At 63.0% G+C, this 12,898-nt stretch carries 12 protein-coding genes; 4 read left to right on the top strand and 8 right to left on the bottom strand.

Annotated elements, in window-relative coordinates; all coding sequences use genetic code 11:
* Window positions 1-4 precede the first annotated feature (4 nt).
* A protein-coding gene (prfB, locus tag DyAD56_RS20750) for a peptide chain release factor 2 (protein WP_102304725.1) occupies window positions 5-1,130 on the bottom strand; the annotation gives its coding sequence in 2 pieces (ribosomal slippage) (window positions 5-1,054 and window positions 1,056-1,130; 1,125 coding nt in all).
* 143 nt (window positions 1,131-1,273) lie between these two features.
* On the opposite strand from prfB, the gene DyAD56_RS20755 reads away from it, so the two are divergent.
* The 4 genes from DyAD56_RS20755 to DyAD56_RS20770 all read left to right on the top strand — a co-directional run bounded on the left by DyAD56_RS20755 (window position 1,274) and on the right by DyAD56_RS20770 (window position 7,145).
* Window positions 1,274-2,581, top strand: coding sequence for a retropepsin-like aspartic protease (locus tag DyAD56_RS20755; protein WP_233202778.1), 1,308 nt, complete (start codon window positions 1,274-1,276; stop codon window positions 2,579-2,581).
* Between the two features lie 155 nt (window positions 2,582-2,736).
* The gene (locus DyAD56_RS20760; protein WP_199179068.1) at window positions 2,737-3,783 is read left to right on the top strand and encodes a 1-acyl-sn-glycerol-3-phosphate acyltransferase; all 1,047 of its coding nucleotides are present in this window, start codon (window positions 2,737-2,739) and stop codon (window positions 3,781-3,783) included.
* 42 nt (window positions 3,784-3,825) lie between these two features.
* Window positions 3,826-4,653, top strand: coding sequence for a phosphatase PAP2 family protein (locus tag DyAD56_RS20765; protein WP_158241413.1), 828 nt, complete (start codon window positions 3,826-3,828; stop codon window positions 4,651-4,653).
* On the top strand, window positions 4,650-7,145 hold the full coding sequence (locus tag DyAD56_RS20770; protein ID WP_102304728.1) for a PEP/pyruvate-binding domain-containing protein: 2,496 nt from the start codon (window positions 4,650-4,652) through the stop codon (window positions 7,143-7,145). Before DyAD56_RS20765 ends, DyAD56_RS20770 begins: the two co-directional genes overlap by 4 nt.
* 47 nt (window positions 7,146-7,192) lie before the next feature.
* Here DyAD56_RS20770 and asnB read toward each other — a convergent pair whose 3' ends face one another.
* From asnB to DyAD56_RS20800, 7 genes are all read right to left on the bottom strand, one after another.
* The gene (asnB, locus tag DyAD56_RS20775) at window positions 7,193-8,866 is read right to left on the bottom strand and encodes an asparagine synthase B (protein ID WP_102304729.1); all 1,674 of its coding nucleotides are present in this window, start codon (window positions 8,864-8,866) and stop codon (window positions 7,193-7,195) included.
* Between the two features lie 94 nt (window positions 8,867-8,960).
* A complete protein-coding gene (locus DyAD56_RS24455; RefSeq protein WP_255409233.1) occupies window positions 8,961-9,089 on the bottom strand; it encodes a hypothetical protein in 129 nt (42 codons plus the stop codon).
* A 51-nt stretch (window positions 9,090-9,140) separates the two neighbouring features.
* Window positions 9,141-9,533, bottom strand: a complete 393-nt coding sequence (locus DyAD56_RS20780) for an STAS/SEC14 domain-containing protein (RefSeq protein WP_102304730.1) — start codon at window positions 9,531-9,533, stop codon at window positions 9,141-9,143.
* A 57-nt stretch (window positions 9,534-9,590) separates the two neighbouring features.
* A complete protein-coding gene (locus tag DyAD56_RS20785) occupies window positions 9,591-10,592 on the bottom strand; it encodes a DUF1028 domain-containing protein (RefSeq protein WP_233202779.1) in 1,002 nt (333 codons plus the stop codon).
* A gap of 79 nt (window positions 10,593-10,671) precedes the next feature.
* On the bottom strand, window positions 10,672-11,610 hold the full coding sequence (locus tag DyAD56_RS20790; protein WP_102304732.1) for a PD40 domain-containing protein: 939 nt from the start codon (window positions 11,608-11,610) through the stop codon (window positions 10,672-10,674).
* Window positions 11,611-11,672: 62 nt separating this feature from the next.
* Complete coding sequence (locus DyAD56_RS20795) at window positions 11,673-11,954, bottom strand: hypothetical protein (protein WP_102304733.1); 282 nt, start codon at window positions 11,952-11,954, stop codon at window positions 11,673-11,675.
* 572 nt (window positions 11,955-12,526) lie between these two features.
* Window positions 12,527-12,757 carry a hypothetical protein gene (locus DyAD56_RS20800; protein WP_146010587.1) on the bottom strand — a complete coding sequence of 77 codons (231 nt, stop codon included), beginning with the start codon at window positions 12,755-12,757 and terminating at the stop codon, window positions 12,527-12,529.
* Window positions 12,758-12,898: the final 141 nt, after the last annotated feature.

Consider the following 12,898-nt stretch of genomic DNA (forward strand, 5'->3'; position numbering starts at 1 on the left):
GCGATCAGGCATCGATGCGCTTGGCGCCAGCGTCCAGGCCCGATTTCAGGCTGGCCTCGACGAATTCGTCCAGGTCACCGTCGAGCACCTTCTGCGTATCCGAACGTTCGATACCTGTGCGCAGATCCTTGATGCGGCTCTGGTCCAGCACGTAGTTGCGGATCTGGCTACCCCAGCCGATGTCGGACTTGGTAGCTTCCAGCGCATCCTTCTCGGCATTGCGCTTCTGCACCTCCAACTCATACAGCTTCGCCGCCAGCATTTTCATGGCGCGATCGCGGTTGGCGTGCTGGCTGCGCTCGGTCTGGCAGGCCACCACCGTATTGGTCGGAATATGCGTGATACGCACCGCCGATTCGGTTTTATTCACGTGCTGACCACCGGCGCCGGACGAGCGGTACACGTCCGTACGCAGATCGGCCGGGTTGATGTCGATATCGATGTCGTCATCCACTTCCGGCGACACGAACACCGAGGTGAAACTGGTGTGGCGACGGTTGTCGGAGTCGAACGGGCTCTTGCGCACCAAACGGTGCACGCCGATTTCGGTCTTCAGCCAACCATAGGCATAGTCGCCCTCGACGCGGAACGTGGCGGACTTGATACCGGCCACTTCGCCACCGCTGACTTCCATCAGCTCAGCCTTCCAGCCGCGCGATTCGGCCCAGCGCAGGTACATGCGAAGCAGAATTTCCGCCCAGTCCTGCGCCTCGGTACCACCGGCACCGGCCTGGATGTCCACGAAGGCGTTGTTGGCGTCCATCTTGCCGGAGAACATGCGCTGGAATTCCAGCTTAGCCACCTTGGCCTCAAGGCCGGCCAGATCGGTCACCACGGACTGGATGGTGTCCTCGTCGCTGTCGGCGGCGGCCATGTCCAGCAATTCGCCGGCATCGATGAGGCCGGCCGTCAGCGAATCGATGCCGTTGACGATGGTGTCCAGGCGGGCGCGTTCGCGGCCCAGTTCCTGTGCGCGCGGCGGATCGTCCCACACGGTGGGGCTTTCCAGCTCGCGGCTTACTTCTTCGAGACGCTCACGCTTGGTAGCGTAGTCAAAGATACCCCCTAAGCGACTCGACGCGGCCCTTGAGGTCCGCGATCTGCGCAAGGATCGGATTAGTTTCGATCATGGATGGGAAATCATGGGAAAACGGTCGCCAATGATAGCAGAGCGCCGGCCTGTCAGGACCTAGGCTCCACCCCTGGCGCTGCATGAAACCGACATAGGGGAATCCCTATACTCCGGCCTTCTCACCCCGCATGGATGCATCGGATGAAGTCTTGGGCACTGCTTGGCCTGGCTGCTCTGGCCACGGCCACGATGGGGACATCGCAGGCCGCGACGAACGCTACGCCGGCACCGGCCACCTCGACCGCCACCCCTGATCCGGCCACCCTGACGGCCGAGCAAGCCGTGCGAGCCGTCAACGCCGCCATCGCGAAGGCTGATGTACCGGCCATGGCCGCCATGTACCAGCAGAATCCCGACCCGGCTGCCCACGTGCTGGCGGCCATGGCGCTGGAGCGCATCCACTACAACCTGGACAAGGCCACCGAAGATGCACGCCTGTGCGAGAAGGAGCTGATCGCCACACAGCCCATGGTGGCGCTGTACTGCGCCCGCTTCGCCAGCGGCAACATGCGACTCGCGCAGGGCCGCAAGGCAGCGGACGCGGAGGAACTGGATATCGTCAAGCGCTTCGCCGGCCGCGTTCCCCAGAATGAGCTCGACCGCATGACCAGCTACGCGGCCACGCAACGCGACATTCCACCCTTCCACCTCGGCAAACCTGAAGGCGATTTCACCCTTCCCCTCCTGAAGGCCGCTTATGACCAGCGCGGCGCGGTGATGCTGGAAGCCGCTAACGGCGCCTCCGTGCGCATGACGCTGGATACGGGCGCCGGCCCGATCATTATGGATATGGACACTGCCGTGAAACTCGGCGTCCGCTCGCTAGGCACCGATGGCAAGACGCGGGGCCTGCTGTCCAAGAACGTGCCCGTGACGCACGGCATTCTGGAGCAGGCTCACTTCGGCCCGATCACGCTGGAAAACGCGCCCGTGGAGATCGTGCCGAACAATCGTCGCCTGATCGGCCTGGACATCCTGCGTCAGCTCGGCGCGTTCCGCTTTACCCAGCGCGAACTCCAGGTTTATGGCAAAGGTGGCGACCGTCCGACATGCAACGAGCCGATGCTCGTCTCCTCGGATATGTGGGGCAACACCGTGCGCCCGGTGGTAGCGCTCTCCATCAACGGCAGCTTGCGGACGACGCTGCTCGATACCGGCAGTGCGTTCTACCTCAGCGGCAACCAGGCGGCGATGGATGAAGTACAAGCCAGCGCGCACAAGAGCATGCGCATCCGCGATATCGGCGCGGAGCACGTCGCTCGCGTCAAACAGGCCAGCGCCGATGTGATCGTTTCCGGTCAACCCATCCAGATGACCTTTGGCGTATTCCCGGATGCGGATCTCGCGTGGAGCTATATCCTGGGCAGTGGCGCCCTCGGCGATATGGACTTCTATATCGATTTCGACCAGCAGCACACCTGCGTACTCGTGCACCATAACCTTCACTGACAAAGCCAGCGCCTGATTCCGGCCAGTACCGGCGTACTGGTCACCTAGCGATTCCGTCCCAGCAATTTCTTTACAACCGCCCCCGGGCTTCTGGGCATGATGCCGGCGTCGCCGCTTCGTGGATCCGAATGACCAAGTCAAGGAAGACCGTCCCCATGGCGACCGGAGCGTCGCTGCCCTTGCGTTATCGTCTGGTCGCCTGGCTGCTGCGTAGCCTCTATTTCGGGCGCATCGATGTGGTTGGTGCGGCTCAACCAGCCAACAAAGCCCGCCTGGTGGTCAGCAGCCACCGCAACGGCGCCATCGACGGCTACACCGTGCTCCGGGCGTTTCCACGCGCCCAGTTCCTGATATCCGTCCAGTTGTTGCGCAGTCGCTTGCTGCGTTGGATGTTCACGGGCATTCCCGTGGTGCGCGACAAGGATCGCGAACGCTATGGCATCCAACGTTCTGCCTTCGACGACCCCGTAGATGCCGGCTGCGTGCACCTGCGCGCCGGCGGCGACCTGGTGGTTTTTCCCGAAGGCAGCAGCGAATGGGGCTATCGGCCCCTGCCCTATCAACGCGGCGCCGCCCGCATGGCGTGTCGTTTGCTGCTGGAGGGCACGCCCGTCACGGTACTGCCCGTCGGTCTGCACTACGTGCGACCGGATGGCTTTCGCTCGCACGTGGAAATCATGCGGGGTCCAGCGATCACTCTGCCTGCACGCGAAGACGGTGAAGCGCTGCGCTCGTGGGAGAACCGCGTGCATGAGGCCATCGGCCATGCACTGGATGCCATCTCGGTGAACTGTCGCGATGAAGCCCAGTTCGCCAGTGCCGAAGCCTGGGCGCGCCACAGCCTTGCCGCTGGCGATTCCTATGCGAAAGCCTTGCTTACCGCACAGGCAAAACCAGAGCTCACACCTGCTTCGCCAGCAGCACGGTCCAATCACGTGCATTGGCTCTGGGATGCATTGCCGCTCGCCAGCCTGATCCTGACCTGCCTTCCGATCGCGTTAGCGGCAACCGTGGCGGGGAGCAAGGCCGATGCCCGCAACACGGTGACGTTCTTCCGCATGGCCGGGGGTTTCTTCGCCGGGCTCATCTGGTTACCAGTGATCGTGGCGCTGACGATTTGGCATCCACTACCCGCGCTGACACTGATCGCGCTGGCCGCGATCGGCTGGTGGCGCTATCCGCACATGTTTCCTCAGGAGTAATACAAAGTGACGATGGAACGTTGGGGCCGATGGATCGGCATAGTGTTTCAAATCGAGTTACTGCTGCTTCTGCTCGCGGGCGGATTCGCCGCGTGGCAGCTCGACGACCGCATGTTGCACGCCACGGTCGTGGTGGGTGCCGCCGCATGGCTGGTGGCGGCGACGACTCTGCTAGGACACGACACTTCGCTCATGCGCCAGTGGCGCGGCACGCTCCAGTTCGCCGCATGCTGGTTGATCTTCCCGTTGTTCAAAGCCATCCGCACGGTCTACATCACACATCCGGCGGACGCCGCACTACTCGCACTGGATCGTCGGCTGTGGGGCGGCGCCAGCTTGCCCGAACACATCCTGGGCTGGGAACACGCATGGCTCTCGGAAATCCTCAGTGCGGGTTATTTCCTGTTCTATTTCGTAGTGCTGTTGCCAGTTATCGGTTTCAGCATGCGTCGCCGCAGCCGTGAAGCGAAGGCGTTCTTCATCGGGCTAACGCTGATGTACCTGTTTGGTTTCGTGGGCTATGTGCTCGTGCCGGCAGGCGGACCGTACCTGGCTTTCCCGCAGACGTTTCCGTATCCACCGCAGGGCGGTCCTATCACAGCGTTCCTGGTGTCCGTCGTAAAGAACGGCATCACCGGCATGGATGTATTTCCCAGCCTGCATGCCGGCATCGGCACCTATGTCCTTGGCTTCTTCGCATTGGGCGGCTACCGACGCATCGCGGTGGTGCTGGCCCCGGTGGTGACCGCGTTGGTCATTGCCACGGTTTATCTGCGCTATCACTACGGCATCGACGTGTTCTGCGGCCTGACGCTCGCCGCCGCGGTGCTCACCTTCGTCCAGCGTTATCGCAAGGAGTGCTCTGTATGACGTACCTGTTCGCCCTCACCGATCCCCGGGCTACTGATGTCGCAAGTAGCGGGGGCAAGGGCGCGAGCCTGGCGCAGGCGGCCCAACACCTGCCGGTGCCACCCGGCATCGTGGTCTCCAGCGATGTCTATCGAGCGTTCGTTGCACCGTTGCGCGACGACCTGGCCGGGATACTGGGTGACGAAAACCTGGATCACGACGCGCGCAGCCAGCGCATTCGCGCCCTGCTGCTCGCCCATCCGCTGCCAGCAGGTTTGGAGCAGGCATTGGCCGCCGCTATCGACGAAGCCGGGCTCCATGGCCCGGTAGCCGTTCGCTCCTCCGGCACCATGGAGGATCTCCCCGGCGCCGCCTTCGCTGGGCAACACGACACCTTCCTCGGTGTACGCGGCACTGCCGCCATCGCCCAGGCCATTCGCGCGTGCTACGCCTCGCTGTGGAACGCGCACGTGCTGCCCTACCGCGAACGGATGGGACTGAACCATCTGGATGCAGCGATGGCCGTGGTGGTGCAATCGCTAGTGCAGGTCGGCGTGGATGAGGCGGCCGGCGTTGCGTTCTCCATCGACCCGGTGCGCGGCGAACTCGATCAGGTACTGATCAACGCGTCCTTCGGCCTCGGTGAAACCGTAGTCGCCGGCGAGTCGCCCGTCGACGAATTCCGCCAGCGCCGCAGCGACTTCGGCGATACGGAAGCTTCTGTCGCCGAGAAGACCCATGCATTGATAGCCGATGAGGCTAACGGAACACGACACGTCGAGCTGCCCGCGGAACAACGCCAGCGCGCATCGCTGGACGAATCGCAACGCCAGGCCGTGGCGCGTCTCGCGGTCGCGGCAGAGGCACATTTCGGCTTTCCGCAGGACGTTGAATGGGCATGGCAAAACGGTTCGCTGTACCTGCTGCAATCGCGCGCCATCACCCGTGTTCCCGCGCACTGGACGCGTGACGAATCGGCGGAGCGGTTTCCCAACCCGATGACGCCGCTCACCTGGGACTTGTGCGAAGAAGGCTTCCACGCCTCGCTCAATCACAGCTTTCGCCTGATGGGCTTGCCGCCGTTCGGCGACAAATGGTTTGTCATGCGCGACTACTACATCTACGGCAACCAGAACGCCGTACGCCTCTACAGTGGACGCACGCCCACGCGCATGCTCAAGGACGTGGAAAGCGTGCGTGCCGCGCTGCCCCAGATCGCCAGCCAGTTCGCCTGGGTGCAGGAGCTGCCGGTGACATGGATGCGTGACCTTGACACCTATCTCATCGAGATCGGCTCGCTGATGCGCGAGTCGCTCGAAGGGCTGCCGCTGCCGGCGCTATGGGATTACGTCATGCGCATCAATGCGCTCGGCACCCGCTACTTCCTGCCCAACATCGCCATCTCACTCACCCAACGCACCTTGTATACCGGCCTGCTGCAAATGCTCAAGCTGGCCCTGCCGCCCGAGCAGGCACAGGAAGTATTCGACCGCTTGCTCGCTGTCACCGACACCAAGACCGGACAAGTCAACGCAGAGCTGTGGGCGCTATCGCGACTGGCGCGGGCCGACGCCACGCTCGCGCAGGCGATGGAAACCCTTTCCGGGCATGAGCTGGTCCAGCTTCTGCCTTCGCACCCCGCCTTTGCGCGCGAGTTCGCGACATTCCTGCAGCGGCATGGCCACCGCGAGCTGGATTTCGATGCGTACCACCCGACCTGGATCGAAGCACCGCACATCGTGCTGGATCAGCTGAAGATCCTGTGCCAGCGATCAGACGAAGATCGCGCCGCCACCGAACGACGACAGAAGATCGCCCAGGCGGCCATGGAACATCGCGTGCTCAGCGAAGCCCCGGAAGAGCTGCGTTATCTGGTGCACGAGGTCATTCGCCTCGCACGCGTCTATACCGCACTGGATGACATGGAGCATTACCAGACCACGCGACTCACCTTGCCGCTCCGCCGCGGCCTGCGCGCCATCGGCGAGCGACTGGTGCAGGCGGGTGTGCTCACTGATGCTTCCGACATCTATTTCATCCCGCTGCGCATCCTTGACGCAGCCATGCGCGAGCAGCACCTGGAAGCCATCCCGGCCGCCGTGGCCGAACACAAGCAAGGTTACGAAGCCGCAGGGCAACGCATACCCGACTGGGTCCACGGCGAGCACGAGGAACCCGACACCGATAACAATGCCCTGAAAGGCCTGGGCGGCAGCCCCGGCGTGATCGAAGGTGCCGTTTTCGTGGTCAACGGCCCCGAGGATTTCGCCCGCTTTCCCAAGGACACCATCCTCGTCGCGCGCACCACCAACCCGGCCTGGACACCTTTGTTCTATCAGGCCATCGGCATCATCACCGAGAGCGGTGGGCCGCTGTCGCACGGTGCCGTGACGGCGCGCGAGCTAGGGCTGCCGGCAGTCATGAGCGTGCGCAACGTCACGCGCTTGCTGCGTAACGGCGAACGCGTGCGTGTGGATGGGCGCAACGGCCAGGTAGTGCGTCTGGACGTCTGAATGTGTTGGCGCCACGCCGCCCTCCGGGGCAGCGTGGCGCCGCATCCTTACGCTAATGCCTGCTGGTGCACCCCACGCACGGCCCGCCCCGACGGATCGGCGGCCGCGGCGAACGCCGGATCCCACGCCAGCGCTGCAGGTGACGAACAGGCGATGGATTTGCCTCCCGGTACCGTCTCTGCACAAGCCGGCCCAGGATAGAAGCGCTCAAAAATGCGCCGATACAGATACGCCTCCTTGGTAGCCGGCGGGTTATGCGGGAAGCGTGTCGTCGCTGCGGCGAACTCGCGATCGCTCACGGCCTGCTCCGCATGGGCCTTCAGGCCGTCGATCCAGCCGTAGCCCACGCCATCGCTGAACTGCTCCTTCTGCCGCCAGAGAATGTCATCCGGCAATGCGCCCTGGAACGCCTCGCGCAACACGGCTTTCTCGATGCGTCGCTGCCCCGCCATCTTGTGGCGTGCATCCATGCCCATCGCCACGTCGAGAAATTCCAGGTCAAGAAACGGCACACGTGCCTCCACACCCCATGCCATCATCGATTTGTTGGCGCGTAGGCAGTCGTAGCTGTGCAGTGCGTCGAGCTTGCGCACGGTCTCCTCATGGAAAGCTTCTGCAGAAGGCGCCTTGTGGAAATACAGGTAGCCACCAAAGATCTCGTCCGAACCTTCACCCGACAGCACCATCTTCACGCCCATGGCCTTGATGCGGCGTGCCAGCAAGTACATCGGTGTGGAGGCGCGGATGGTCGTCACGTCGTAGGTTTCGACATGGCGGATTACCTCGGGCAACGCATCCAGCCCTTCCCAAAAGGTATAAACAAAACCGTGGTGCACCGTACCCAGCGCATCGGCCGCGATCTGTGCGGCGGCAAGATCCGGTGAGCCTTCCAGCCCGATCGCAAACGAATGCAGGCGTGGCCACCAGGCTTCCGCACGGTCATTGTCTTCCACGCGATGACGAGCGAAGCGCGCGGCGCAAGCGGCCACCAGCGAGGAATCCAAGCCACCGGAAAGCAGCACGCCATAGGGCACGTCGGTCATCAGCTGACGGTGCACCGCCTGCTCGAACGCCTCGCGCAGCGCCGGCAACGACACATCATGTCCCTGGGTAGCCGCGTAGTCGCGCCATGGCTTCACGTAGTAGCGGCGTAGTTGGCCATCCGCGCTGTCGTAGATATGTCCCGGTGGAAACGGCGCAACGTCATGGCACAGACCCACCAGCGACTTCATCTCCGAGGCGACGCACAGGCGACCATCGCCATCGTGTCCCCAATAGAGCGGACACACGCCGATGGGATCGCGCGCAATGACGTAACGCGACGCCGCGCTATCCCACAGCGCGAAGGCAAAGATCCCGTTGAGGCTGGACACCCATTCGGCAGGCGTCGCGCCTTCCTGATGTAGCGCGTTGATCACCTCGCAATCGGAGCCCGTGGTGAAGTCGTAGCCGCTTGCCGCGCGAAGCTCGCGGTGGTTGTAGATCTCGCCGTTCACCGCCAACGCCAGTACACCATCGCGCGAACGCAAGGGCTGCGCGCCACTGGCGGGATCGACAATGGCGAGGCGTTCGTGCACAAGGATCACCCCCGCATCGACAAAGACGCCACTCCAATCCGGACCGCGATGGCGCTGCCGCTGGGATAGCTCCAGCGCCTGCTGGCGCAAGGCCGCCAGATCATCGCCGGGTTGCAGATCGAACATGCCGAAGATCGAGCACATGACTTGGATTTCCTGATGATTTTTCGCGTGGCTGAAAAACAAAAAGGCCCGCTGGGAGCGGGCCTTTTTGCGTGTGTATGTGTGTTGCTTCTGCTTACACGCCGGCCCACCCGTTGATGCGGGTATTGTTATTGGCGTTATTGTTGTTCAGTGCGCGCAGGCACTCGCCGGCCGACGCGGAAGCGGCGGTCATGGCGACGAGTTTGGCGCAGAGGCTGGACATGAGCTTGACTTCACCACATGTCACGCCGGCTGACAAGCACTGAAAAAAGTTTCATTTGTTCCCATCGTCCTCGGCGGCCCTGGGCTCACCGATCCAGGCAAAGGCCTCGTCGAACTGAGCGTTGTGGAACAGCCTGAACTCAGCGGGCACGGCAAAACCCATGGCGGAAGCCGCAAGACGCAACCACTGCACATCGCTCACCAGCGCCACGCGATCCCACCCACTAAAGTGGCGGAAACCCAGCTGCGCGTCTTCCCACATGGCACCCGCGTCGAACCCCGTGAACTCGGGGCCGACGTGGTAGAGCAGGCGCAACTTGCGATTCAACGCAAAGGCCGCTTCGATGTCCGGCACCAATATGCGCGAATAATCCGTCGCGGTGACCTGCCCGCTCGCACGGAATCCCAACGCACCCACCGGCAATCCGGGAATCTGTTCAATCATGATCAACGCCCCGATGACGTGAGATATCTGTATCGCAAACTACGCGTTACGGAGGCGTCACGGCTGCAACACAGGCCTGGCACCTGATTGCGCGTGCCGTAGCAAGGCATCGAAATGGCGATTGCCACGCAGAGGTGCGTACAGTTCATCCTGCAGCTCGCTGCGCGCCCAAATCGGGTCCGTCGCCACGAACGTAGCCAGGCAATCGAGCGCGCGTTCGGTATCCCCCATCGACATCGCCAGACGCGCACCACGCCGCCACACGCGATCCCAGCCGTGGCTACCTTGCAACGCAAGCGCCATCGATGCACGCGCATCGGCCGCGTGGCCCTCGCGCCATTGCCGTTCGGCCGTCACGATCGCCTGCCATGCATAGTGCTGATCCAGCAGTCGGCGCAGATCCGTCAAGGGTTCCGGCGAGCCGTCCACGCGTAGGTCGATGTCTTGCCACCCTCCGTCTACCGTGCGCACCAGCAGTGCGGCAGACATTCTGCCGATGGTTTGCCCACCGGCGGCCTGCGCTGCCTCCAGGCCGGCCATCAAGCGCGCGCCGAGGGCTCCATGTGCAGCGAGAAAGCGCTTTTCCATCGCCTCCAGCACCGACGCCCCCGCCAATCCATTGCCCTGCACGGCGTATCCCTCGCCATGACGCGCCCCCGACCAACTCGCGGCCAAAGCCGCGTCTCCCGAATAGCTCGCCGAGCGGCCGGACGCATCCACGATGCCCACCTGACGCTCCGCAATGGTGGTGCCATCGAAATCGCCATCGCCGTCCAGCAACCGCTGGATCACCGCGTCGGGCGCTATGCCCGTTGCCAACAAAGCCAAGCCCTTGGGCCCGTAGCTCGGGTTCGTCTCGAACTGCGACACCAATGCCCCAGTACGTGCTTGCGCGTACGGTACAGTGGCCCCCACCGCCAGGTTGTCGGTCGCGACGGCTACGCCGCAATTGCCCGCCGGATCGCAAGCAACGATGGAGAAGGTGGCGGATGCCGGCAACGGCATGATCCACAGGGCGAGGCAAAGCACGCCCATCCATGACCCCAGGTATACGCGCACGGAGCACCCCCAACGCGGGTTGAAACGTCTCCGCTTGGATGCCCCCGCTAACGAAAACGTTGCGTCCGGGATGCCCGCCTCAGTGGAGCGCCTTCGCGTGCGCCTCCAACCAGGAGCTCAACGGGATTTCCCAGATGTTGTACTTGCCGTTGTCCCAGTCCGCTCGCACGGTGCCAGGTGCAATATCCACCAGACGATCGCTGGCGAAATACAGCGTCTGGTGGTCCGGACTCAGGCGTGCCTCCGCATCGGAGCCGGCACTGTTTACATCATTGCCCAGATGAATGGGTGTACCCCATTCACCCTGGTCACGAAACACGATGAACAGATCGATCTGCCGAGCCGGCGAGCGGCTGGAGCCGAACACCACGAAGGACTCATCCGGCGCCACCGCGGGGTCGACGTCGGTGACATGTCCATCGCTGAAGGGCAGCGCCTGCGGCTCGTCATAGGCATTGCGATGCCAACCTGCGCGGAACAGCTGGAAATGCTTCGGGTCAGCGGCTGGGTGCATGAAATACAGGCTACCATCAGCCGCCACGGCGGGCGCGAACGTCGAGTCGCTGCGGTTGACGATGTCCGGCAGCCGTACGGGCTCGCTCCACTTGCCGTTCTCCCACGTCACCTTCCACAGATTGCCGCCGTGGCCCGGAAAGCTGCGCCCCATAAAGAACCCGTCTAACGGTTTGCCGCCCACCGCCTTGGGCCGATTGGATACGAAAACCAGAAAGCGCCCGTCCGGCGACATGGTGGCCTCCATATCGCTCCATTGCCCCGAAAACGGCGCGGTTACCGGCGCGGACCAATGCCCGTTGTCGAGGTGGCTGACCAGAATGCTGGAATTCGCGCCATCGCTGCGCGTGAAGTACACCGTGCGGCCATCCGGCGTGAACGCCGGCGCGCTGTCGTGTAACGGCCCTGAAATGATGCCGGGAGCGAAAACCGTGGGGGTGGCGTCCTGCGCAGATATATCGGCGGACAGGAGGGCGAGCAAGGCAATGAACGCACAGCGCAACATCGGGACACCTCGCGTAAGGATCGGCGGATGCTAGCCTTCCCGCTTCCGCCGGCACAGTGCGATTAGTCCTCCTGCTCCGCCTTCCGGCTGACGCGACGCTTGCGAACCGGTTTCTCGGCCGAGGCGGCAATCAGGCTCTGGAGGTAGGCAATGCCGTCTTCCTCGGGGAAGAAAGCCACTACGTCCGCAACGCTCAGGTGGTAGCGCTCACGCAGGGCCAGGAACTCTCGCCGGGCGCGCTCCATCGGGGCTTCGCCGGTTTCCTTGCGACGCGTGTCCTGCGCCTTATCGAGTGCAGCCAGTTCTTCCTGAAACTGGCGGTAAGCGTCTTTGTTCATAGCCATCGCAACAGCCGTCGCGGCGCGGAAGGGCAGCCATTCTCGCACGCCTCACCAACCAGCGAGAAACACAGCGCCAGTGAACGTTCGTCACGCAGCGACGGCTTTGCCATCGTGTCGTCATCAATGCGTCAAATACCCCGCAATTCCTAGGAATTTCATAAGAAATGCGTTCGCTGAAACGGCCCTACTCTTTAACCACCCGCCAACGAACGCCTCGCTAGGCTGAACTTCCCACGCGACAACCATTAGGAGTGCATATGGATCCCATGACCCTTGATGCGCCGATTGCCAGCGCGGAACACCCCCACGCCCGGGGAGTTTCACCCGAGCCCACCGAGGGCTACGTATTGGACCCGTGGTCCGGTCTGTACCGGGAAACGGATGCGACCTACCACAGCCGCCTCCAGTCACTGGCCACGCTCAGCGCTTGAAACGAAAACCCCGCACAACGCGGGGTTTTTCTTATCCATCCGGCCATTCCGGGTCTGGCGGAAGATCACCCGCCACATCGAACCATGATGCTTTCGACCGGACAAAGCGGAAGCCATCACGAGGCGGTCGAAATGCTGGGTCAGTTATTGCCCTTCTGGGTCAGCATGTGCGCGGATGCCGCGCAACATGATCTCCGCCTGGATCTGTCCCGCAATGACGGCATCGTCGGACGCATGGCCGTCCAGTTCCTCCAACAGGGTGGCAAACCCATACAGCCAGGCACGCCAGTACACCGACTCACCGCGCTCGAAGACTTCACAGAAGACTTCGATCGGCTGGCCAAGCTCATCAACAAGAGTGAAGTTCATTTCCATCGTGGCAACCACAGATCCAGGCAAAGCCGCCCCGTCACCGCGTTAAACGGCAGTGCCCGGTACGTCGATGCTCCATGCGGGGATGTTGTTGTTCTCTACTGGGAGAGAATCAAGGATCGTGCCAGCGAAGCGTGAACAAGC

The organism is Dyella sp. AD56, assembly GCF_002878475.1.
Taxonomy (GTDB): Bacteria; Pseudomonadota; Gammaproteobacteria; order Xanthomonadales; family Rhodanobacteraceae; genus Dyella.